Origin of the sequence: Nonomuraea sp. NPDC050556 (assembly GCF_044457355.1) — a bacterium.
Classification (GTDB): domain Bacteria; phylum Actinomycetota; class Actinomycetes; order Streptosporangiales; family Streptosporangiaceae; genus Nonomuraea.
This window is the reverse complement of record NZ_JBITGU010000009.1, coordinates 56,514-78,917: the sequence shown is the minus strand read 5'-3', so window position 1 is coordinate 78,917 and position 22,404 is coordinate 56,514. Positions and strand designations below refer to the sequence as shown.

The following is a 22,404-nucleotide window of genomic DNA, read 5'->3' as shown; positions in this document are numbered from 1 at the left end:
CGGTGCTGACAGAAGTGTGGTCGCAGGTGCTGGGGGTGGAGCGGGTCGGGGTGCATGACAACTTCTTCGACCTCGGCGGCGACTCCATCCTCGCGTTCCGTATCGCCGCCCGCGCCGCAGTCCGAGGCGCGGTCGTCCCACCCGGTCTCATCCTCGCCCCGTTCGCGACCATCGCTGGTCTGGCCAGGCACGTACGGGGCGGAATCGGCGGCACCGCTGCACCGGCCGCGACCCACGCCGCCCTCAGCCCGATTCAGGCCTGGTGGCGCGACCTCGACCTGCCCTCGCCCGGCCACTGGACCCAGTCAGTCCTGTTCACCGTGGACGACCCGAACTGGGTCGCCCACCTGCCCGCGGCGATCGACCGCATCGGCCGGCGACATGACGCTTTCTCCGCCGAGTTCGACCTGGCCGCTGGCACCAGTAGAACTGGTGCCAGCCACCGCATCGCCTACAGCAGCACCGACCTGCGGTACCTGCCCGCAAGCGACGCGCGCGCCGCAGTCGTGGCCCAGGCCGAAGCCGCGCAGGCGGGCCTCGACCCGCAGCCCGGCGCCCCGCTTGCCTGCGCAGTCCATTTCGCTCTGCCCGGCGGCAGGCATGAACTGCTTCTCGCCGCTCACCACCTGATCGTCGACGTCATCTCCTGGAACATCCTTCAGGAAGAACTGGCAGGCGACCTGGCGGCACTCGCCGCGGGCATCACGGCGCCAGCCGCGCCAGCCCCCTCCTTCCTCAGCTGGTGTGACACCCTCGGCCGCGCGACAGCCGACGGCATGTTCGACGACGAGATCGCCCACTGGCACGCCGTCACGGCCAGCACCGACACACCGCCCGTACTGCCCGGACGGGAGGCAGACGAGGTCAAGACCGCGATCGTAATCGACCAGCCGACCACCTCGGCGCTGGCCGCCTGCGTGCGCGACAGCGGCACCACGGTGGAGGCGGCGCTGCTGACAGCTCTCAGCCTCGCCCTGTCCGGACCCGGACTTCTCATCGACGTCGAAGGGCACGGCCGCCGTATCCCGGGCCTCAGAGCCGACCCCGTCGACGTGGTCGGCTGGTGCACAATCATGTACCCCTTGCGGTTGGACACCAGTGTTCCAGATGAGCCAATCCGTAGCGCCTTAGCCCGCACCATTGTCGCATTGCGGGCTGTACCCCGGGCCGGCATCGGTTACCACGCGCTGCGGCACCTACGGCGCGACCCTCGGCTGCTAGCCGCGCCGCAAGCTGCCATCAGCCTGAACTACCTGGGAGAAGGCGGCGCCACCACCCCCGGGCTCGGGTTCTCCTCAACCCAGCCCCGAGGGGTCCGCGGCCCAGGCAACCCACGCCCGCACCGGCTGGCTGTCAGCGCCTGGATCGCCGCCGGCCGGCTTCACGTGGAGATCGCTCACGTCGAGGACCTCGACAGCACCGAGAAGGTACGCAGCACCGCCGACCGCATCGCCGCCGTCCTGGCCGAGCTAGCCGCCGAGCACCGGAACGCGGTCGAGCACCGCGACCTCGCCGTCCGCGAAGTCTTCGGTCAGCCTGTCGAGCAGATCTACCCACTGGCACCAATCCAGGAGGGCATCCTTCTGCACGACCTCATCGACGAAAACAGCCAGCGGTACCTGGTCCAGGCGGCCTGGCAGGTGCCCGACGCCGACCCAGACATCCTTGAGCAGGCATGGGCGCACCTCGTACGAACCGAGCCGGTCCTACGCACCGCGGTGCTGTGGGAGGAGGTTGAAACCCCCGTCCAGACGGTCCTGTCCGACGTCGATGTCGCCGCGTCGTGGCACCGCGCGGACGCGTCGGCACTGGCAGGGGCAGGCACCACCTGGCTCGCCGAGTGGCTCGACCAGGCCCGCGGCACGCGACTGGAACTCGAATCGGCACCGCTGGCACGGATGACCGCCCTGACCGGCGTGCCCGCAGGGCCGGTCGTCGTCTGGGAGTTCCACCACATCCTGCTCGACGGTTGGAGTATGGCATTGCTGTGGAGCAGGTACGCCCAGGCGGTGCACGTACTGCAGGAGGGATGCGAACCGGCCGTCCCGGGTACCACGCCCTATCACCACTTCGTCGAATGGTCCCGCTCGCCCCATGTGCTCACTGCCTTACAGACCTGGCGCGACTGGTTGCGCGGATTCACCGAGCCCACACCACTACCGCTCGCACCGCCGCAGCGGCCGCAGACCGGCTTCAGCGACTACTGGCACGACCTGGATACCGCCCAGACCAGCGACCTGACCGAGTTCTGCCGCAGACTGCGGATCACCCCTAACACCCTGTTACAGGCGGCATGGGCGCTCCTACTGGCCGGCGGACGTGACGACGACGTCGTATTCGGCATCACCGTCGCTGGCCGACCCGTGCACTTCGCCGACGCGGAGGAGATGGTGGGCCTGTTTATCAATACCATCCCCGCCCGCGTCGCGTTCGGCGAGGACCTGGTCGGCCGGTGGCTGCAAGGACTGCACGCCGCCTGGACCAGCCTCGGCGACGCACAGTATTGCGCCCTCCGCGATATCCAGGCCGTCAGTGAGATCGCCCGTCCGGCCCAGCTGTTCCACTCCCTGCTGCTTTACCACAACTACCCGCAGCCGCCTGCCGAAAGGACCGTGACCACCCGCGAGCTGCTCAGCAGCAGCCAGACTAGCTACCCGCTCACCGTAAACGCCACCATCGCGGCCGGTGGCATCCTGCGGCTGCGGCTCACAGTGGACCACGCAGTGGCAGACCCCTCCACCGCCGGGCTGCTGTGCGCCCAGCTCGCCGCCACCGTGGTCACGCTATGCGGCACTGATCCGGGCACCCCGCTCCACGTGCTGAGGCAGGTACAGGCATGAACGGCAAGCGCAAAGGGCGCAGCGCATACCTGGCCCTGCTGAGATTGCTGCCTCAGGTCGACCCTCAGCTGACCGCCGTCGCGGCACTGTTGGCCGCCTGCCAGGCGGCGGTAGCGGTCGGCCTGGTGCTGGCTCTCGGCGCGGTGATCAGGGCCATACCGGACGCCTCCGAAGGGCACCTCATCCTGTGGATCGGCGTGCTGGGCGCCTTGTTCGTTCTCCAGCATGCCCTGGTGCCCCTGCTCGACTACGTTGCTGGACGGCTTGGCCGCAAGAGCGACGGGTTCCTGCGCCGGCGCCTCATGACCGTGCTCCTGGCGCCCACGGGGATCGCGCACCTGGAAAACCAGCGCATCCTGGACCTTAGCCGACAGGCCCAGGGAGTCGGCGAAGGCCAGCACACCCCCTGCGGGGCGGTCGCGGGGACGTTCCGCAACCTAGGCACCTGGCTGACCGTCCTGAGCCTGTCGACGGTAGTGGCACTGTCCTCGATCCCGTTGGCCCTGCTGGTGACAGCGTTCCTCGTGATCGTACGCGGGATGCTGGTGCGGCAGTTCACCCGCAATGCGCTGCACACCGGCGAGAGCACCGAGGACCTGCGCCGCGCCGACTACCATCGAGACCTGAGCCTGACCGCTGCTGGCGCCAAGGAACTGCGTGTGTTCGGGTTGTCGGACTGGGTGCTGGAACGCTTTGGACGCTACTGGCACACCGCAATGGAGGAGATCTGGCGCGACCGCCGCAACCGCTCCCACCCTCCCTGGACCTGGAGCGTCCCATGGGGTGTGCTTCTGTTCGTCGTCTTCGCCGTCACCGGGCGAGCGCTGGTGCGCGGCGAGGTGACCATCCCCGAAGCGGTCATGACAGTGCAGGCCGCCATCGGCGCGTCATCGGTGTGGATCAGCAACGACGACGTGCAAATCGCCTATGGCGCGGCAGCGGTGCCGGCCCTGTTAGAGCTGCAGCAGCATCTACCGGCGCTAGCCCAGCGGCAGAAGACGCAGCCCGCCCCTGCGGCAGGCGAGATCCGGTTCGAGGACGTATCCTTCGCGTACCCGGGTGCGGCCAAGCCGGTCCTGTCCGGGCTCAATCTCACTGTCCCAGCTGGCTGCACCATGGCGCTCGTCGGCGCTAACGGCGCCGGCAAGACGACCATAGTCAAGCTTTTGACCCGGATGTACGAACCGTCGTCAGGCCGGATCACCGCATCCGGAACTGACCTGCGCGACATCCCCGAGCAGCAGTTGCGCCGCAGGGTCGCCGTGGTGTTCCAGGACTTCATCCGCTACAAGCTACCCGCAGCCGACAACGTCGGCTTCGGGCGACTGGATCTGGCTGCAGACCGTACCGCGCTGGACCGGGCCGCCCACGCCGCTGGTGCCACCGACATCGTGGAGCAACTGGAGTCCGGCTGGGACACCGTGCTGTCCAAGGAGTTCGCCGGCGGCCAAGACCTGTCCGGCGGGCAGTGGCAGCGCATCGCCGTGTCCAGGGCGTTGTTGGCCAAGGACGGCGGTGCCAACATCCTGGTCCTCGACGAACCCACGGCCAACCTCGACGTGCGAGCCGAACTTGAACTTTTCGACCAGCTGATCGGGGCTAGGGCCGGAGCGACCACGATCCTAGTGTCGCACCGGTTCTCGACTGTGCGCCGCGCAGACCTCATCTGCGTACTGGCCGACGGCGGCATCGCCGAGCTGGGTACCCACGAGCAGCTGATGCGCCAGGACGGCCGCTACGCCCGCATGTACCGGCTACAGGCCGCACGCTTCACCGACACGGAGGAGACAGCGGAATGAAGCCGCTGGCACTGATGCTGCATACCACCTTCGCCGCCGACCGCCCGCGGGCCGTCGGCGCATTCGCGATCGGCGCCTTCGAATCGGTCTGCCGCGTCGCATTCGCGTTTTGGGTCAGCATGTTCATCGGCGGTGCCGCCCGCGGTGACCTGGACGCCTGCCTGTGGGCCGGAGCCAGTTACGGCGCGAGCCTGGCCCTGGTGGGCGTCAGCAACATGCTCCGGGTCAAGTGGGCCATCGCCCTGCAGGAGAAGATCGCGTTCCGGCTCGATCGGGAGATGATGCGTGTATCGGCAGGCCTGCCCGAGATCGAGCATCACGAGCGGCCCGAGTTCCTGGACCGGATGAGCCTGATTCGCCAGGACCGGGCCGAACTCGGCCAAGGCGTGTGGGCACTGATCGGACTGGCGCAGTCGATCGTCGCGCTACTGTTCGCTGCCGCGCTGATGGCCACGGTCAGCCCCTGGCTGATACTGCTGCTGGTGTTCGCCGTGCCCGCGGTGCTTGCCAACCGCAAGATCGCCTCCGTCACCGCGGACGGCGGCGTTCGTAGCTCGGCAGACCTGCGACGGGCCCAGCACCTCAGCGAGGTGGGCGCATCCCCCGCGGCGGGCAAGGAGCTCCGGGTGTTCGGGCTCCAGGGCGAAATCCTGCGCCGCTATGCGAGCGCCTGGACCAGCTATGACCACGTCCGCTCCCGCGCGGAGCGCACCGCCGCCCTGCTGAGCATCGGCGGGCTCGCCGTGTTCGGGCTCGGCTACTGCGCTGCCCTGATGCTGGTCGTCACCGTCAGCGCAGGCGAGTCGACCGCGACCCGCATCGGCCTCATCGCCCTGGCGTTCACCGTCGCTTCCCAGATCAACCACCTGGTGACCTCTGCCGCGTTCAACCTAACCGCACTGGGGCGATCGCTGACTGGCTACAGTCGCCTGCGATGGCTGTTGCACTACGGCCGGGAGGCGGCTGCGGAGCAGGCGGCCGTCCCGGCCCCCGACCGAATCAGCCACGGGATCGTCTTTACCGACGTGGGCTTTCGCTACCCCGGCAGTACCCGCGACGTGCTGTCGGGGGTCAACCTCACCATCCCTGCGGGCACGACCGTCGCGATCGTCGGAGACAACGGCGCTGGCAAGAGCACGCTAGTCAAACTTCTGGCCAGGTTCTACCGTCCGACTGTCGGCACCATCACCATCGACGGCACAGACCTGTCTGCGATCGACGTGCGCCAGTGGCGCGAGCGCTTGTCCGCCGGCTTCCAGGACTTCGCCCAGTTCGAGTTCACCGCCGCGGAGTCCGTCGGCGTCGGCGACCTGCCCCGCGTCGGCGACCGTGCCGCCGTACACGCGGCTTTGGAGCGGGCACGCTCCACCGACGTGCTCGACCGGCTACCCAACGGCCTCGATACCCAGCTCGGCCAGACCGCCGGCGACGGCGTCCAGCTTTCCGGCGGTCAATGGCAAAAGCTTGCCCTTGCCCGCGCCGTCATGCGCGAACAGCCGCTGCTCCTGCTGCTCGACGAGCCGACCGCGAGCCTGGACGCTGAAGCCGAGCACCGGCTGTTCGAAGCCCAGGCCGTCGCCGCACGCACGGCCGGCCGCCTGAGCGGCGCCATCACCGTGCTGGTGTCCCACCGGTACTCCACCACCCGCGACGCGGACCTTATCGTCGTGGTCCAGCAGGGCCGCGTCACCCAGTGCGGAACACACGAGCAGCTCGTCGCCGCCGGCGGCCTGTATGCCGACCTGTTCTCACTGCAAGCCCAGGCTTACCGGTAGCGGAGGGCACGCCGATGAACCACACCCAACACCGCTCCGGCCCTCCCACACCCGAACGCGCCTTCGACCTACCCGCCCAGCAAGCACCAGCGAGGGCCACCGTGTCGGCCCCCGTGCCGCACACCGGCCCAGATTCGGCCGCCACCCGGCTCGCGGCCGCCCACTGCATAGACCAGCGGGCGGTGCTGCTCGCCGCGTTCACGGTGCTCGCCGCCCGGCTCGGCGCCGGACAGCGCCCGCCGGTTGATCTGTACGCCCCCGACGGCACCGCATGCGGCCAGGCCGTCCTCCCCGGCGATAGCGCCTGCACCGTCGTCGACCTGCTCAAGCACGCCAGCGACAGCTGGACTGCCGCCCAACCAGGTCTCCGGGGGGCAGCCCTGGCCGCAAGCACAGGCCCGGCACACCTCGGCTACGACCTGGAACTGCTCTGCGGGCTACCAGGACAAGCCGTCCTAGCAGCCCGCGCCGATCGGGTCTCGCCGCAGCGGGCAGTGACGTTGGCCGAGCAGCTAGGCGCTGTTGTGGCACAGGCCGCCTCAGCACCGCAGCAGATCGTCGCCAGCCTCGACACCCTGACCCCGGGCCAGCGGTCCGAAGTCGGCAGCCGGTGGAGTCAGGGGGTGGCCCCGGCCGCCCCGGAAGCGCTGCTGCCGGGGCTGGCGCGCGAAGGCGCACAGCGGCACCCCGACCGGACCGCGGTCCTGGCTGGCCAGCAGACCCTGTCCTACGCCGAGCTCGCCGACGCAGTCGACGTCCTCGCCTCCCGACTGAGCGCTGCTGGCGTTGGACCCGACGTCCGCGTCGCCGTTCACCTCAGCCGCTCGCCGCTGCTCGTGGTGGCGCTGCTGGCGGTCGCGCGGGCCGGGGGCGCCTACGTCCCTCTAGATCCGGCGGGCTCCGCCCGCCAGCGCACCGCCGCCATCCTGACCGACTGCGGCTGCCAGCTAGTGGTGACGACCACCGGCCTCGCCGCCGGGCTGCCGCTTCCACTGGGCGCGCAGCTGCTGCTGCTCGACCAGCCAGCGGAAAGGGTGCAGGTGCCTGCGGCTGCCCCGGCGCCGCACCACCTCGCCTACGTGATCTACACCTCTGGGTCTTCCGGGCAGCCCAAAGGCGTCATGGTGTCGCATGCCGCCCTGTCCAACTACCTGCGCTGGTGCGCCACCGCGTACACCGGTGCAGGGTCAGGTACGCCCCTATTCTCGTCGGCGGCGTTCGACCTTGCGGTGACGAGCCTGTTTGCCCCGCTACTGGCAGGCCAGCATCTCGTCCTGGCACCGGACGACGCCGACTTTGTCGAACTGGCGGAGCTGCTCGCCGACCACCGTCGGCTCGCGTTCGCCAAGCTGACTCCCACTCATCTGGATCTGCTACACCGGCTCGGCAGCCCGGAAGTCCTTGACGCTGCGGAGATCATGGTCGTCGGTGGTGAGGCGCTCACCGCCGACCTGGTCCGTCCGTGGCTGGCTGCCAGCCGGGTGATCAACGAGTATGGGCCGACCGAAGCTTGCGTGGCCGCCACCGTCCACCATGTCGTCGACGCAGGTCAGCCCGGCGAGTCCGTCCCGATCGGGCGGCCCATTCCCGGGACGGAGGTGCTCGTCCTCGACGCGCGGATGCGCCTGCTGCCCCCCGGCGAGACTGGCGAGATCTACCTCGGCGGCGTTTGCCTGGCCCGCGGCTACCTAGGTTGGCCCGCGCAGACCGCCGAGCGGTTCGTCCCACACCCGCTGCGGCCCGGCCAGCGGCTCTACCGCAGCGGCGACCTGGGAATGTGGCGCCAGGACGGTGAGCTCGTATACCTGGGTCGTATCGACGACCAGATCAAGCTGCGCGGCTACAGGATCGAACCGGGCGAGGTCGAGGCCGCACTGCGTAGCCATCCCGCCGTCACCGATGCTGTGGTGGTGGCCGCGCCTGCCGCCTGCGGAAGTCGCGGCCTGGTCGCACACCTGGTGCTGCAGGCCGGACCGGTGCCCGGCGACGATCAGTTGCGCCGCTACCTGCGGGCCCTGATCCCCGACTACATGATCCCCTCGCGGTTTCGCGTGCTAGAGAGGCTACCGATGACTGGCAACGGCAAGGTTGACCGGGCCAGCCTGGTCGCCGTGGGAGGTGAGCGCTGATGTGCGGGATCGCCGGACTCTGTGCTGCCGAGGGGCCACCGCAGGGCCACGAAGCTGACTTACGGGCGATGGTGGCCGCGCTGCACCACCGCGGCCCGGACGCCGAAGGGTTCTTCGCCGCCGATGGGGCGGCTCTGGGCGCCCGCCGCCTAGCGTTGGTCGACCTGGAGCACGGAAACCAGCCGATGAGCGACCAGGCTGGCGGAGTCCAGCTCGTCTGTAACGGCGAGATCTTCAACCACCGGCAGCTGCGGGCCTCCCTCGAGGCCAAAGGTCATGTGTTCCGCACCCGCTGTGACATCGAAGTGATCATCTACCTCTACCTGGAACACGGCGAGGACTTCCTCGACCACCTCGACGGCCAGTTCGCCCTCGCGCTGTATGACACCCGAACCCGTACCCTGTTGCTGGCCCGCGACCATTTCGGCGTGTGTCCGCTGTACTACACTCACGTTGGCGGCACCCTCGTGTTCGCCTCTGAGATCCCGGCACTGCTGCGCCACCCCAGGGTCGACGCCCGGCTCGACCTCACCGGGTTGGACCAGGTCATGATGCTACCCGGATTGGTTAGCCCGAGGACCATGTTCGCTGGCATCAGCAGCCTGCCCGCCGGGTACGTCGCGACCTTCCGCGACGGCAGCCTGTCTCTGCGCCAGTACTGGGACCTCGACTACCCCGCCGAAGCAGACCCAGGCCTGTCGCTGCCGGAGGACGCGCTCGCTGACATGGTCCTGGCCGTGCTGGCCCGGTCAGTAGGGCGGTGCCTGGACGCCGATGTGCCGGTCGGGGCATACCTCAGCGGTGGCCTCGACTCGTCGCTGGCGGCGGTCCTGGCCACCACCGCTCTGGCCGGCCGACTGCCCGCGACGTTCTCCGTGGGCTACCACGAGGCGACCTACGACGAGAAGCGCTACATAGACCTGATCGCCGACCAAGTCTCCAACAAGCACCACCACCTGGTCCTGTCCACCGACCAGATCGCCGCCGAGCTGCCGGCGGTCGTGGCCAGCGCCGCCACACCGCTGCGCGAGTCCTACAACGCCGCCAGCCTGAGCCTATCCCGGCGGGTGTCCGAAGCGGGCTTGCGCGCCGTGATCGGCGGAGAGGGGGCCGACGAGCTCTTCGCCGGCTACGTGGGCTACCGCTTCGACGCCCTGCGGCGTCGCCGCGTGCTTCCCGGCGACGAAGTGCCCGCTGAGGAACTGCGACTGCGCACGCGGCTGTGGGGCGAGGAGACTCTGCGCTATGAGCACGACCTGCTTCCCCTGCGGCAACGGGTGCGCACCCTATACGACTCACAACTGCGCGCCGCGCTGCCCAAGTTCGACTGCCTCGACCAGCCTTTAGTCGACTTGTCGAAGCTGCGCGGCCGGCACCGCTTACACCAGCGGTCCTATCTGGACGCCAAGCTGCGACTGGCCGACCACCTGCTCGGCGACCACGGCGACCGGATGGCGATGGCCCATTCCGTCGAGATGCGCTATCCCTACCTGTCTCGTGCCATGGCTTCACTGGCGACCCGGCTCCACCCGACCGCCAAACTGCGCGACCTGCAGGAGAAGGCGGTCCTCAAAGACGCGGCGCGGCGCCTGCTGCCCCGCCCGATCGTCGACCGGGAGAAGTTCGCCTGGGCTGCGCCCGGCACCCCCAGCATGTTGAGGGCATGCGCGCTTCGTGCCGAGCAGAGCGACCTCGTCGAATACCTGCTCTCGCCGCCGAAGCTGCGCCGCGATGGCCTGTTCGACCCCGCGGCCGTCGCCGAGCTTCGCCGTCGGCAGCAGCAGGCACCGCTGTCCGACGCCAACGGCGAACCGGACCTGCTCATGGTGGTGCTCACCGCTGGCATGTTCACCGACACATTCCTGGGTTCCGCGTCTACAACAGAAGGGCCTAGCTGATGAGTATCTCCTCAGACGGCAGTGAGGTCATCGGACGCGTGCATCCGGAAACGGCCTATGCCGCGAGGATGGCCGACGCGGACCACTACCGGCTGTGGCGCTCCGAGCATCCCCTGTACGCACCCTGGTCCGACGACAGCCTCATTTGCTCCGACATTGAAGACGTCGAGGCGCTAACGCTCAACGACCGGCCCAGGCTGTACTACCTCGCCGCGCTGGCCCGCCACGCCGCTGCGCTCGGCGGGGCCTTCGCCGAGTGCGGAGTCTTCCGCGGCGGCACGGCGCTGATGCTCTCACGGGTGTCCTCGGTTCACTGCAACGAACTGCACCTGCTCGACAGCTTCGAGGGATTGTCGCAGCCAGACTGCGGCCACGACGTCTTCTACCGGCCTGGCGACTTCGCCTCCACCGACACGGAGATGGTCGTGACACTGCTGGATGAAGCCGGCCCCAGGGTTCGCGTGTACCAAGGATGGATCCCGCAGGTGCTCGCCCAACTGCCGCAGCGCCGCTGGGCGCTGGTGCACGTCGACGTCGACCTCTACCAGCCGACCTGGGACACGTGCGAGCACTTCTATGACGACATGATGCCCGGCGGCGTGTTCGTCTTCGACGAGTACGGCTTCCCCACCTGCCGTGGCGAACGTGACGCCGTTGACGAGTTCTTCGCCTCCCGGCCCGAGACGCCCATCGCCCTGCCCACCGGGCAGTCCTTCGTGATCAAGCTGTGACATCGTGACAGCCGTCCCGACCCCGCCGCTGCTCGTACATAACCTGCTGCGCAGCACCGCCGCCAGCTGCCCCAATGCACCCGCGGTGACCGACCGCACCGGCACGTGGAGCTACGGCCAGCTCTGGGACGCCAGCACTCGCTGGGCCGCGTGGCTGCAAGCACAGGGTTGCCAGACCGGTGACCGTGTGGTTTTCCAGGCTCATTCCACCCGTCCCACCGCCGCTCTGCTCTACGGCTGCTCCCTAGCTGGGCTCACTGCGGTGCCTGTCAGCCCCCGCGCCAAGCCGTACCAGCTGCGCCAGATCACCAACGACGCCCAACCAACACTGGTGATCGCGAGATCCGGGCAGCTCGATCCCTCTGCGGCCTGGGCACGCGCTGCCATCGCATCGCCAGCGCTGCCTGCCGGGACCCAGCGGGCACCGGCGTTCCTGATCTACACCTCCGGAAGCACCTCCGCGCCCAAGGGCATCATCGCCCCGCACGCCGCTGTGCTGTTCGCCGTCGGCGCCATTGTGGAGATGCTTAATTACACCAGCGACGACGTGGTGTACAACCGCATCCCTCTGTCGTTTGACTACGGCCTATACCAGCTCCTGCTCGCTGCTTACGCGGGCGCAGCCGTTCACTTAGATGACGGCGCCAACGACGCGGCACTGCTGGCCGAGATCTCCGCCACTCGCAGCACCATCGTGCCGCTGCTGCCGCCACTGGCGGGCATGCTGACAGCGCTAGCCGCGCGTCGGCCTTGGCCGACAAGAGTACGGTTGTTTACCAACACTGGCGAGGAGCTGCCTGCGGCCGCCGCCGCCGCACTGCGGTCCCACTTCCCGCAGGCCAGACTCCAGCTGATGTACGGCATCAGCGAATGCAAACGGGTCAGCATCCTCGAACCCGACGGCGACTTCCGCCGCCCGGGTTCGGTCGGTCGGCCGCTGCCCGGAACCCGCGTGGCGATCACCGGCGACGACGGCACTGAAGTCCAGCGCGGGCGCATCGGCCAGATCGTCGTTCATGGCCCTCACGTGATGGCCGGCTACTGGCGCGCGAGCGAGGCCGATCAGACTACGTTCGGGCGGGGTGTGCTGCGCACAGGCGACTACGGGTGGGTGGACGCTGACGGCTACCTCTATTTCGAAGGCCGACGCGACGACCTGTTCAAGCTGAATGGCATCCGTACCAGCACCCGCGAGGTAGAAGCTGCGGCGCTGGACATCCCCGAAGTCCAAGCCGCCGTGGTGCTCCCGCCTAGGCACGGCCGCGAAGCGGTGCTGCTGGTCGTCGCCTCATGCGACGAGGCAGAGGTGCTGCGCGCGCTGGCCACCCGGCTGGAGACCGGCAAGCTGCCTCGGACCTGCGTACGCCTGCAAGCTTTGCCGCTGGGCCCCAACGGCAAGGTCGACCGCGCCACGCTGGCCGCCCGTACCTGGAATGGAGCGCGATGACCGACCTGAGCCGCTGGGCGGCTGCCTTCGGCAGCCCGTTCTACCTGTACGAGCTGAGCCGTGTCGATCAGGCTTGCGCTGACCTGCTGGCTGACCTGCCGCCCGGGATCGTGCTCTACTTCTCACTCAAAGCCAACCCGCACCCACAGATCGCCGCACGGCTGCGACGCGCGGGTTGCCGCGCCGAGGTCAGCTCCGCAGGCGAGCTCGCCACTGCTCGACAGGCGGGATTCGGCGGCACCGAGATCCTCTTCACCGGTCCCGGCAAGACCCCCGCCGACCTCAGCGCGGCGATCGCGGCCGGGGCGCGGCGCTTTTCGGTCGAGTCACCAGCCGACTACGACCGGCTGGCGCGGGCGGCGGAACGCGCGCAGACCGCGATCGAATGCCTACTGCGGGTCAACACCGGCCGTGCCTCCGGCGCCAGCGGTCTGCGGATGACGGGGTCGGCCTCAGCGTTTGGTATAGACATCGACCAGCTCCTTCAGAGCCCCGAGCGGTTCGTGTCACCGTCGGCGCCGGTCGTCGGAGCGCACTTTTTCCCGCTTTGCAACGCCCGCGACGAGCAGAGCCTACTTGCAGAGCTGGCCGGTAGCGCCGAGGCCGCCGCGGCGCTGCGGGACAAGGCCGGACTGCCGATGCGGGTTGTCGACCTCGGAGGCGGGTTCGCCGCCCCGTACGCCCAGCACGCCGACCGGCCGCGATACCCACTGCTGGCCGCAAAGCTCAGCGTCACACTGGACCAGTTCCTGCCCGGTTGGCGCGACGGCGGCGTCGAAGTGTGCTTCGAGTCCGGCCGCTACCTGTGTGGCGACAGCGGCGAGCTGGTCTGCACCGTGCTCGACGTAAAGCACAGCGCCGGGCAGGTGTTCTTGGTCCTCGACGCCGGGATCAACCATCTCGGCGGCATGGCTGGGCTGGGCCGGATGCTGCCTGCCAGCGAACTCGCTGGCCTCGACGGCAAGCCGCCCGTCGGCGCCCGCGGCACTGTCGTCGGCCCGCTGTGCACCCCGGCAGATGTCCTGTCCCGACAGTCCGACATCGGCGGCCTCGCGCCGGGCGATCTCGTCCGCATCCCGAACACCGGCGCCTACGGGCTGACCGCCAGCCTGATCGCATTCCTCAGCCGGACCACGCCGGCCGAGGTGGTCGCCGACGCGGGCGAGCTCGTGGACGTCAGCAGGCTAGACCTGGTTCGTACCCCGATCGGAGGAATCCCACAGTGACACCCGTCGAACTTGCCGAGGAGGCGCTGCCGACCTTGGCTAAGCACGCCGCTGCGGTCGATAGGGAATCGGCCTTCCCTCAGGACTCGGTAGCCGCGCTGCGCAGCGGCGGGCTGATGGGCCTGCTCGTGCCGACTGCATTCGGCGGCCTGGGCGGGGGCCCCGCCGACCTGGTCGCGGTAGCGCAGCAGCTCAGCTCTGCATGCCTGTCCACCGCCCTCATCTGGGCGATGCACTGCCAGCAGACGGCGGTCCTGGTACGCCACGCGGACTCCGCCCTGGCTGCGGCGCTACTGCCGCGGATCGCCCGCGGCGAGCTCTACCTCGGATCGATCACGACAGAGCCCGGCAAGGGCGGCCACCTACTCACCGGAGTGGCGGCCCTAGCCGAGCAGGACGAGATGCTGGCGTTCCAGCGGCAGGCGCCGGTTGTCACCGGCGGTGCGTACGCAGATGGCTTCCTGATCACGATGCGGGCCTCCGAGGACGCGCGAGACAACCAACTCACCTTGGTCTACGCCGATCGCGACCAACTCGTCCTGACCCCTCGCAGCAGCTGGGATGCCATGGGCATGCGTGGCACCGCGAGCATCGGCCTGGACTTGGCCGGGTCCGTCCCAGCCGCGCAGGCGGTGGGGGAATCGGGCGGGTTCCGAACGGCTGCGGTAGAGACGATGGCGCCGTACGGGCACCTCGGCTGGGCCGCGTGCTGGCTCGGCGCGGCGTCCGGAGCGCTGCACGCCTTCGTCGGCTTGGTCCGCTCATCCCGCGCGCCTTCCATGGACCTGCAGTCCGACCTGGTACGCGAACGGCTGGCGCGCATCCGGATGGATTTGGAGGTCGCTAGCGCCTATTTGCACCGAGTTTGCGACGAGGTGACTGCATCGTGGGCCGCGGGTCGGTCGCTGGACAACCCGGTTACGCAGATCCACCTGAACACGCTGAAGGTCGTCGTAGCCGAGCACGCGTTCAGCGCGGTGAACCGGCTGGTCCAGCTGGCTGGCATGTCGCTGGGCTACCGCAAGGACGCCGCCATCCCGTTGGAGCGCGTGTTCCGGGATCTCAGGTCCGCCAGCCTGAACTACGCCGACGACCGCCTGCTGGTCGCCACGGGCGCACTGTGCATGCTGGACCGCAACGTCACGCTCGCCTGACCGTATCGAACGCTCCTGGAGGAACCATTGACTCCCCATAGCACCCCCTGGCCCGATACCTTCGACGCCGTACTGCGCCAGCACCTACCGCTACTGGCAGACGGCGTGATCGCCCCGTCAACCAGTCTGCCCGAGCTCGGTCTGGACTCCCTGGCCACGGTCGCTCTGCTGATCGCTTTGGAGCAGGAGCTGGACATCATGATCCCCGACGAGCGGCTCGGGACCGACAGCTTTAGCACAGCGGGCAGCCTGTGGGCGATGATCAGTGACCTGGAGGAGGCGAAGTGGGCACAAGCGTGAACCACCGTACTCTGACAACCGCGCATCCGGGATATTGATGCGCGGCACCGCCTTGTCGTCATGGTTGCCGTTCCGCGGCAGCGGCCGCGGCGTGTCCGTCCTGTGCTTGCCACACGCTGGGGGCGCTGCCCACGCCTACCACCGCTGGGCCCGGTCGACGGCCTACCTGCGGGTCGACTTCGTGCCGGTGGAACTTCCCGGCCGTGGCAGCCGCGTCGCCGAAGCACCCGCCACCGACCTCGGCGCGCTCACCGAGGAGCTGGCCGATGTGGTGGACGCCCACGCCGCCGAGACCGGCCGCCCGTACGCGCTGTTCGGCCACAGCATGGGTGGCATGCTGGCGTACAATGTCGCGGTCAGGCTCGCCGAGACGAGCCGCCCCGGCCCAGCCTGTCTCATCGTGTCCGGCTGTCGACCACCGCAGCGGCCACGCGCGATAGACCTGAACAGCTTCGACGACGACACACTTGTGACGACGCTGCTTCGGATCGGCGGCCTGCCCGAGGCCGTAGCGGCAGACGCCGAGCTACTGGCAATGGTCCTGCCCGCTATGCGCGCCGACCTCGCCCTGTTCGCCGGCTACCGGCGGTCCGGGCCGCCGCTGCCGACCCCGATTATCGCCATGGCGGGGACCCGGGACCCACTGGCACAACCGCAATACCAGCAGGAATGGCAACCCCACACCAGCCGCGAACTCATCCTGCGGGTCTTCCGTGGCGGCCATTTCTACCTGCACGACATCCCCGATGAGGTGATGCTGGAGATCGACCGTAGCATCGGGAACTTATGACACAGAACGAGTTCGTCGCCCCCAGGTCGCTGCTGGCCGACCTCGGGCAGCTAGGCGCTGGCGTGGTCAGCGCCGAAGCTATGCTACAGGCGGTATGTGATCGCATCGAGCACGTCGACCCGCATATCCAGGCATTCCAGCCCGAACTTGGGCGCGTCCAGCGCTTGCGGGCAGCACTGGCGGACTCGTCCGGCCCGTGGCGTGGCGTCGCGGTCGGAGTCAAGGACGTGATTCACGTCGACGGCCTGCCGACCACCGCCGGGTCCAACCTGCCCATCGGCGAACTGGCCGGCGGTCAGGGATCCGCGGTCAGCCAGCTGGTCGCCGCAGGCGCGGTGGTCGCCGGCAAGACCGTGACGGCCGAGTTCGCTGTGGCCACTCCGGGGCCGACGGTCAATCCGCACGACCTGTCGCGCACGCCGGGCGGCTCTAGTAGCGGGTCGGCGGCCGCCGTCGCCAGCGGCTCGGTGCCGCTGGCGCTGGGCACCCAGACGATTGGGTCGGTGATCCGTCCCGCCGCCTACTGTGGCGTGGTCGGCTTCACTACCAGCCACGGGCGCGTGTCTATGGATGGCGTGATCGCCCAGGCCCCGTCCCTGGACGCAGTGGGCTGGTTCACCGCGACGGTCTCCGACAGCGCCGCGGCCGCCGGAGTCCTGTGCGACCGGTGGCAGTCGGTCGGTGCAGGCGCCAGGCCGCCGGTACTCGGCGTACCGTCGTCGGCATACCTGGCGGCCGCCGAACCAGCTGCGCGCGAGGCGTTCGCCCGCCAGCTCGTGGCACTGCGGGCGGCGGGCGGCGATGTGCGCGAGACCGACATGTTCTCCGACACCGGCGCGATCGGCCAGCACCTGTTTGTGGTCAACCGCTGGGAGCTCGCTCGGACCCATGACGTTTGGTTTAGTCGGTATGGCGAGCAATACCGACCGCAGACCGCCACCGCCATCATACAGGGACGCGGAATCGCGGAAGCCGACTACGTGGCCGCGCAGCGGTGGCGCCGCGACTTCGTCGCGGCGTTTGCCGACTGGACCGCCCAGCTGGGCATTGACGCGTGGGTGGCCCCGTCGGCGCCCGGGGCGGCACCGAAAGGCCTGGCCAGCACTGGGGATTCGGTCATGAGCTTCCCGTTCAGCCTAATCGGTGGACCGGTCGCCACCGTGCCCGCCGGGTGCGACGCCGACGGCATGCCCTGGGGAGTCCAGTGCGCCAGCACCACCGGCCGCGACGAGCAGGTGCTGGCAGCTGCCCTGTTCGTCGAATCGGCGTTGTCCTGAGGCCCCACACGACAGGCTCGAGCGCTTCGAGTAGTCCGGCCAGCCGCACAGGTTCACCCGACGCCTGGGTAGGGCCGAACGGGTCACTAAGCCGTGGACTTGCTCAGGTTCGGCCGTCCGAAGTTGTATTTGCGGTCGGCGCGTTGTGCTCGCACGCGCTGGCCGTACATCTGCTTTTGGGCGAATTGTGGGCTGACGTCGTAGGCCGCCGCGACGCGCGCGTTGTCCCAACCGTCGAAGGCCATCCGTGAGGTCGCGGCGAGCGGAATCAGGAGCTCGCCGGCCATGAAGTCGGCTTCCTTCTCCTGCTTTTCGTCGAACTGGCGCTTGTGGTCCTCCCCGAGGATCACATCGTCGAAGGGGTGCTCCAGCAGGAAGTGGCCGAGCTCGTGCGCGATGTTAGACCTGCGGCGGACGCGGGCGTGCGACTCGTTCTCGACGATGACCCGCGCGCTTCCCAGAGGGACTAGGGCCGCAGACCATGCAGCCGAGTCATCCATGGTGAAGTGGCCGAAGGCTTTCTGGCTCATGCCGCCGCCGAGCAGGTCCCCGAGCTTGAAGACGAGAATCCCGTGAGCGTCGGCGAGCGCGTACGGATCGAACGGATCAATCGGCCCCAGCCCGAGCTCCTCCCGCTCTTCGAGCACTACTTCGCGCATCCGCGCCTGCGTCCAACCGCTTCGGGGCATTCAGCCCTCCCGATCGTCTCGTTCTGCCTGGAAGAGCCGGGCTGCGGCGCCGATGACCTCTTCTAGATATGCCACATCATTTTCCGAGAGGTCCCGGCGAGCCCTCAGGTGCGGGACGAGCGAGGCGACGAGCTCGGGCTCCTCGGCGTCCGGCTTCATCGGGTTCACATAGAAGGACTCCGCCGGCATCCGCAGCCAGGTCGTCATCGCGGCGAACGCCGTGACGTCGGGCTTCAACCCATTGGCCATGCGGGAAATCGTCGAGGCCGACACCCCGACCTCCTTGGCCAGCTGCCGCCAGGACAGGCCCTCTTTGACACGTGCGGCGTCCAAGGCCGCATGCAGTGCCTTGACATCGACCCCAGGGCTCTCGCTCATCTCGGCTGCCCCTGACTTCTCCCAATGCTCCACATGTCGCTCACCCCTGCTACAGTAGCATTGCTCGAAGTTTCGAGCACCGGTCAACATCTGAAGCAGACGTTGATCGGTTCCTCTGTGTGGCAAAGGAGACTCATATGTCACAGGACGTCCACGGGCGCCCGCCCGTCAGCATCATCGTCAACACCCGCTCGCACCACTGGGAGCACAAGGAGATCTCCTTCGAGGAGGTCGTCCAGCTCGCCTACCCGAGCCAGCCGCAGACCGACCAGGACACCTACACGGTCCGCTACAGCCGCGGGCACGACGGGCACGGGTCGGGCAGCCTGACCGTCGGCCACAGCGTGAAGGTCAAGAACGGAATGGTGTTCGATGTCGTCCGCACTTCTCGTTCGTGACGCGGACCTGTCCCGCCTGCTCGACGACGGCTATGACGTCGTAGTGCAAGCGGGGCACCTGGTCGTCCGGCACATCCCCTACGTCACCGGAACGCGGGCCGTGGAGTACGGGTTCCTGGCCTACCCCGTCACCGTCAACGGCGACCGGGTCGTCTCCGACACCGACCACCGCATCTGGTTCGGCGGCTCCGCACCGTGCGACGAGCACGGCCGCCGGCTCCCGATGGTCAATGACGAGGTACGTGTGATCGCCGACGGCGTCCACGCCGCGTTCATGCTGTCGTCCAAGCCGACGCCGTCCGGCTACCCCGACCAGTACGCGAAGGTCACCGCCTACGCCCGGATGATCTCCGACCAGGCCCAAGCGCTCGATCCGGCGGTCACCGCCACCCCTGGCGCGGCCTGGCAGGACGTCGAGGACGACTCGCCGTTCGTCTACCGCGACACCGCCACCTCCCGGGCCGGGCTCGCGGCCGTACACCGCCGCTTCCGCGGCCACCACATCGCGATCATCGGGCTTGGCGGCACCGGCAGCTACATCCTGGACCAGGTCACCAAGACCGAGGTCGACTCGATCCTGCTCGTCGATGGTGATCGTCTCGCCAACCACAATGCCTTCCGGGCACCTGGCGCGGCGTCCTTGGAAGCACTGCGCGAACGCCCGAACAAGGCCGCCTATTACGCCTCGCTCTACTCCCAGATGCACCGCGGCATCACCGCATACGAGAACTACCTCGACGAGGACAACCTCGAGGTCCTGTCCGGGGCGACCTTCGTGTTCCTGGCATCTGACGACGCGCTGAGCAAGCAGCCGATCATGGACCGGCTGGAAGCCTCTGACGTGCCCTTCATCGACGTCGGGCTGGGAGTTGAGGAGATCGACGGCAAACTTACCGGCCTTCTGCGGGTATCCACCAGCCTGCCTGGACGTCGCGCACAGACCCGCCGCAGGATCCCAGCCCCGGCCCCCGAGCGCGACGACTATGGCCGCAACATCCAGACCGCCGACCTGAACGCCCTCAACGCGCTCCTGGCGGTCGCCCGGTGGAAGCGCTACCTGGGCGTCTACGCCGACGCGACTGACGAGACCTTCGCCACCTACTCGCTGATCACCAACGAGATCGCCAACGAGGATCTTCCGTGACCGCCACCGCGTACCTGCGCCCCAGCTTTGTCGAGAGCTTCCCGCCCGAGCTTGAGCCGGGAGTGCTCTACGTATCGATCCTGTACGCGACCTGCGGGCACCTGTGTGCCTGCGGATGCGGGCACGAGATCGTCACGCCGCTGTCCCCGGCGCAATGGACGCTCACCTACAACGGCAGGGACGCCTCCCTGTCACCCTCGATCGGCAACTGGGGGTTGCCCTGCCGCTCTCACTACTGGATCAGAGAAGGAGCCGTGCGGTGGAGCCGCCGCTTCACCGCACGTGAGATCGCCGACAACCGAGAGCGGGACCGAAGAGACCTGCAGGAACTCCACCCCGACACCGATCGCGGGCCGATCGCGAGGCTGTATCGCCGTCTCAGGCTCTGACTTTACTGGTGGCGAGGGAGCGGCTCACGGCGTCGGTCCGTGGACGATTCCTGTGCCGGCACCCCGATCTGGCCCACCTGCCCAGCACCTGCCGCTGGATGGGTGGACCTTGTCGGGTGTCTGCGCGAGGCTCTGGAGAAGCTCAGGCCCATGTGGTGAGGCGGCTCATGGGCAAGGCAAGCTGCGGCGTAAGCTGTACGAGTGGGTGTTGTTCCGGCTGTATGCGGAGCTGGTCAAGCTGCGGGAGTCGGTCGAAGCCGAATACCAGAGTGCGAGTACGCGCCAGTGTCTGCAGCGCGCCACCGCTCTTGATGACCACGCCGTGCCGGGCCGTACGCGAAAGTCCCGAAGCGATTGCCGCAGGTGCGGCCAGCAGCAACGGGCATCGTGTTGCCACGACCAGCATGGCACCGCCCGCACGGGATCGCCGGACAGCAGCCACGCCAGCGCGCCCAGGAGCAGGGCTGCTTGCGCCCCTCGAGTTCGCCACCTGCCCGCGGTGCATGCAGGACCTCGACGGCCGCGAGGTCGAAGCCACAGACTGCCGCCTGAGCTGTCATCCGCTGGCTCGGGATCATACGGAACGGGGCTGCGAAGTGGCGTCATCTTTATCCGTTTCGCTCGTCTGAGAGGGAGCCGAGCAAGGGGCGAGCCGCATGACGATCACAGACGATGTGTTCACCACGTGGACCGGTACGAAGACTCGCAAGGTCGCGACCACGCGCGAGGGGCTCCGCCTCGCCTTCTACGGTCGGACGTCGACCGCGGACCACCAGGACAAGTGGTCGTCTCGTTGCTGGCAGCAGGAGGCTGCAGAGTCTCTGATCGCTGGCCGGGGCCGGATCGTCGAGGACTTCTTCGACGCCGGTGTCTCGCGCAGCGAGGAGTGGATGGCCAGGGCGCAAGCGGCGTCCCTTCTCGCGGCGCTCGTTGACCCGATGCGCGGTTTCGATGCGATTGTGGTCGGTGAGTATGAACGGGCCTTCGCCGGCGATCAGCTTTAGCGGCTGCTTCCGCTGCTGGAGATCTATGGGGTGCAGCTCTGGCTGCCGGAAACGCGCGGTCCGGTTGAGCCCGCGAAGCCGGCGCATCAGGCGCTGATGCTGCTGTTGGGTGGCCAATCTGAGCGGGAGGTACTGCGTTCCCGGTTCAGGACGCGGGCCGCGATGCGCGCACAGGCCGCCGTTCAGGGCCGGTTTCTGGGAGGCCGCCCGCCGTACGGCTATCGCCTGGTGGATGCCGGACCGCATCCGAATGGTGCCCATGCTCGCTGGGGGCGGAGGCTCCAGAAGCTGGAACCCGACCCGGCGACGGCTCCTTATGCGCGATGGAGCTTCGCCCAGCGGCTGTGCGGGGTGAGCGTGGCGTCGATCGCTCGTTCGTTGAACGAACGTGGCGTGCCGTGCCCGTCGAACGTGGACCGGGAGAGGAACCCACATCGCTCGGGGGAGGCGTGGTTGCTGCGCACGGTCGCCGCGATCCTGGAGAACCCTCGCTACACCGGCCGCCAGATCTGGGACCGGTGTGGACAGCGGGGCTGGGTGGTCTCGCAGAAGAGGTCCCATCCGGCGCTGGTGAGTGATGAGGATTTCGTCGCCGCTCAGGCGATTCGGGCGGCGCGTCCGACCAGGGATGGGAGTACGCGGGTCTATCTGCTGGCCGGGCTGCTGCGGTGCGCTGTGTGTCTGCGGCGGATGGATGCGCATTGGGTGAACGACCGGCCCGGCTATCGGTGCCGTCACGGTCACACCAGTGCCCGGCGCCAATCATCGGGGAGCACGAAGTTCTTCTACGTCCGTGAGGATCGCGTCCTAGCCGCGCTGTTCGGGGACCGTCAGCCTGAGCCGCTGATCGCGGTGTTACGGGCGAAGGGTCAGGTCGTCGTGTGTGACAGAGGAATCTGCCGTATCAGCACAAAGGAGCTCGTTCCTGGGAACGAGCTCCTTATCTTGTGTTCCGCAGATGTGTCTGAGGAAAGGCACACGGATCTGGGGCTTGGGCTGGGAGAACATGTGTGGACGCGCTGATGCGGCGTGTCAC

Annotated in this window: 19 protein-coding genes; 17 read left to right on the top strand and 2 right to left on the bottom strand. The window is 68.4% G+C overall.

Going from position 1 to position 22,404, the window contains the following annotated elements:
* The 12 genes from ACIBG8_RS54200 to ACIBG8_RS54145 all read left to right on the top strand — a co-directional run.
* Positions 1–2,840 (top strand): condensation domain-containing protein (locus ACIBG8_RS54200; protein ID WP_397351296.1); only part of this gene is annotated, 2,840 nt, incomplete at its 5' end.
* Positions 2,837–4,639, top strand: coding sequence for an ABC transporter ATP-binding protein (locus ACIBG8_RS54195; protein ID WP_397351295.1), 1,803 nt, complete (start codon positions 2,837–2,839; stop codon positions 4,637–4,639). The genes ACIBG8_RS54200 and ACIBG8_RS54195, both read left to right, overlap by 4 nt.
* Positions 4,636–6,414 (top strand): ABC transporter ATP-binding protein, encoded by a 1,779-nt coding sequence (locus tag ACIBG8_RS54190; RefSeq protein WP_397351294.1) that lies wholly within the window; start codon positions 4,636–4,638, stop codon positions 6,412–6,414. Before ACIBG8_RS54195 ends, ACIBG8_RS54190 begins: the two co-directional genes overlap by 4 nt.
* Positions 6,415–6,515: 101 nt before the next feature.
* Entirely contained in the window at positions 6,516–8,543 is a 2,028-nt protein-coding gene (locus ACIBG8_RS54185) for an amino acid adenylation domain-containing protein (protein WP_397351293.1), read from the top strand.
* A complete protein-coding gene (asnB, locus tag ACIBG8_RS54180) occupies positions 8,543–10,441 on the top strand; it encodes an asparagine synthase (glutamine-hydrolyzing) (protein ID WP_397351292.1) in 1,899 nt (632 codons plus the stop codon). Before ACIBG8_RS54185 ends, asnB begins: the two co-directional genes overlap by 1 nt.
* Complete coding sequence (locus ACIBG8_RS54175) at positions 10,441–11,172, top strand: TylF/MycF/NovP-related O-methyltransferase (protein WP_397351291.1); 732 nt, start codon at positions 10,441–10,443, stop codon at positions 11,170–11,172. Before asnB ends, ACIBG8_RS54175 begins: the two co-directional genes overlap by 1 nt.
* Before the next feature lie 4 nt (positions 11,173–11,176).
* Positions 11,177–12,619 carry a class I adenylate-forming enzyme family protein gene (locus tag ACIBG8_RS54170; RefSeq protein WP_397351290.1) on the top strand — a complete coding sequence of 481 codons (1,443 nt, stop codon included), beginning with the start codon at positions 11,177–11,179 and terminating at the stop codon, positions 12,617–12,619.
* Positions 12,616–13,845, top strand: coding sequence for an alanine racemase (locus ACIBG8_RS54165; RefSeq protein WP_397351289.1), 1,230 nt, complete (start codon positions 12,616–12,618; stop codon positions 13,843–13,845). The genes ACIBG8_RS54170 and ACIBG8_RS54165 overlap by 4 nt, the downstream gene beginning before the upstream one ends.
* Positions 13,842–14,999 (top strand): acyl-CoA dehydrogenase family protein, encoded by a 1,158-nt coding sequence (locus ACIBG8_RS54160; protein WP_397351288.1) that lies wholly within the window; start codon positions 13,842–13,844, stop codon positions 14,997–14,999. The genes ACIBG8_RS54165 and ACIBG8_RS54160 overlap by 4 nt, the downstream gene beginning before the upstream one ends.
* A gap of 105 nt (positions 15,000–15,104) precedes the next feature.
* Complete coding sequence (locus ACIBG8_RS54155) at positions 15,105–15,299, top strand: phosphopantetheine-binding protein (protein ID WP_397351287.1); 195 nt, start codon at positions 15,105–15,107, stop codon at positions 15,297–15,299.
* A gap of 37 nt (positions 15,300–15,336) precedes the next feature.
* Positions 15,337–16,089 carry a thioesterase II family protein gene (locus ACIBG8_RS54150; RefSeq protein ID WP_397351286.1) on the top strand — a complete coding sequence of 251 codons (753 nt, stop codon included), beginning with the start codon at positions 15,337–15,339 and terminating at the stop codon, positions 16,087–16,089.
* Complete coding sequence (locus tag ACIBG8_RS54145; protein ID WP_397351285.1) at positions 16,086–17,366, top strand: amidase; 1,281 nt, start codon at positions 16,086–16,088, stop codon at positions 17,364–17,366. Before ACIBG8_RS54150 ends, ACIBG8_RS54145 begins: the two co-directional genes overlap by 4 nt.
* An 86-nt stretch (positions 17,367–17,452) precedes the next feature.
* Here the strand turns inward: ACIBG8_RS54145 and ACIBG8_RS54140 are convergent, their stop codons facing one another.
* The gene (locus ACIBG8_RS54140) at positions 17,453–18,025 is read right to left on the bottom strand and encodes an ImmA/IrrE family metallo-endopeptidase (protein WP_397351284.1); all 573 of its coding nucleotides are present in this window, start codon (positions 18,023–18,025) and stop codon (positions 17,453–17,455) included.
* A gap of 30 nt (positions 18,026–18,055) precedes the next feature.
* The gene (locus ACIBG8_RS54135) at positions 18,056–18,466 is read right to left on the bottom strand and encodes a helix-turn-helix domain-containing protein (RefSeq protein WP_397351283.1); all 411 of its coding nucleotides are present in this window, start codon (positions 18,464–18,466) and stop codon (positions 18,056–18,058) included.
* Positions 18,467–18,570: 104 nt separating this feature from the next.
* Between ACIBG8_RS54135 and ACIBG8_RS54130 the strand changes: the two genes are divergently transcribed.
* The 5 genes from ACIBG8_RS54130 to ACIBG8_RS54110 all read left to right on the top strand — a co-directional run bounded on the left by ACIBG8_RS54130 (position 18,571) and on the right by ACIBG8_RS54110 (position 22,391).
* Positions 18,571–18,831 (top strand): multiubiquitin domain-containing protein, encoded by a 261-nt coding sequence (locus ACIBG8_RS54130; protein ID WP_397351282.1) that lies wholly within the window; start codon positions 18,571–18,573, stop codon positions 18,829–18,831.
* Positions 18,806–19,975, top strand: coding sequence for a ThiF family adenylyltransferase (locus ACIBG8_RS54125; protein ID WP_397351281.1), 1,170 nt, complete (start codon positions 18,806–18,808; stop codon positions 19,973–19,975). Before ACIBG8_RS54130 ends, ACIBG8_RS54125 begins: the two co-directional genes overlap by 26 nt.
* Entirely contained in the window at positions 19,972–20,364 is a 393-nt protein-coding gene (locus ACIBG8_RS54120; RefSeq protein ID WP_397351280.1) for a DUF6527 family protein, read from the top strand. The genes ACIBG8_RS54125 and ACIBG8_RS54120 overlap by 4 nt, the downstream gene beginning before the upstream one ends.
* A 656-nt stretch (positions 20,365–21,020) precedes the next feature.
* The gene (locus tag ACIBG8_RS54115) at positions 21,021–21,368 is read left to right on the top strand and encodes a hypothetical protein (protein WP_397351279.1); all 348 of its coding nucleotides are present in this window, start codon (positions 21,021–21,023) and stop codon (positions 21,366–21,368) included.
* A gap of 30 nt (positions 21,369–21,398) precedes the next feature.
* Positions 21,399–22,391 (top strand): recombinase family protein, encoded by a 993-nt coding sequence (locus ACIBG8_RS54110; protein WP_397351278.1) that lies wholly within the window; start codon positions 21,399–21,401, stop codon positions 22,389–22,391.
* The last annotated feature ends 13 nt before the right edge of the window (positions 22,392–22,404 follow it).

What these genes read in the sequence shown, in the direction of transcription:
- ACIBG8_RS54195 (WP_397351295.1), top strand. Translation starts at nt 2,837, where the DNA reads ATGAACGGCAAGCGCAAAGGGCGCAGCGCATACCTGGCCCTGCTGAGA.
- ACIBG8_RS54190 (WP_397351294.1), top strand. Translation starts at nt 4,636, where the DNA reads ATGAAGCCGCTGGCACTGATGCTGCATACCACCTTCGCCGCCGACCGC.
- asnB (WP_397351292.1), top strand. Translation starts at nt 8,543, where the DNA reads ATGTGCGGGATCGCCGGACTCTGTGCTGCCGAGGGGCCACCGCAGGGC.
- ACIBG8_RS54175 (WP_397351291.1), top strand. Translation starts at nt 10,441, where the DNA reads ATGAGTATCTCCTCAGACGGCAGTGAGGTCATCGGACGCGTGCATCCG.
- ACIBG8_RS54165 (WP_397351289.1), top strand. Translation starts at nt 12,616, where the DNA reads ATGACCGACCTGAGCCGCTGGGCGGCTGCCTTCGGCAGCCCGTTCTAC.
- ACIBG8_RS54150 (WP_397351286.1), top strand. Translation starts at nt 15,337, where the DNA reads ATGCGCGGCACCGCCTTGTCGTCATGGTTGCCGTTCCGCGGCAGCGGC.
- ACIBG8_RS54145 (WP_397351285.1), top strand. Translation starts at nt 16,086, where the DNA reads ATGACACAGAACGAGTTCGTCGCCCCCAGGTCGCTGCTGGCCGACCTC.
- ACIBG8_RS54140 (WP_397351284.1), bottom strand. Translation starts at nt 18,025, where the DNA reads ATGCGCGAAGTAGTGCTCGAAGAGCGGGAGGAGCTCGGGCTGGGGCCG.
- ACIBG8_RS54130 (WP_397351282.1), top strand. Translation starts at nt 18,571, where the DNA reads ATGTCACAGGACGTCCACGGGCGCCCGCCCGTCAGCATCATCGTCAAC.
- ACIBG8_RS54125 (WP_397351281.1), top strand. Translation starts at nt 18,806, where the DNA reads ATGTCGTCCGCACTTCTCGTTCGTGACGCGGACCTGTCCCGCCTGCTC.
- ACIBG8_RS54115 (WP_397351279.1), top strand. Translation starts at nt 21,021, where the DNA reads ATGACGATCACAGACGATGTGTTCACCACGTGGACCGGTACGAAGACT.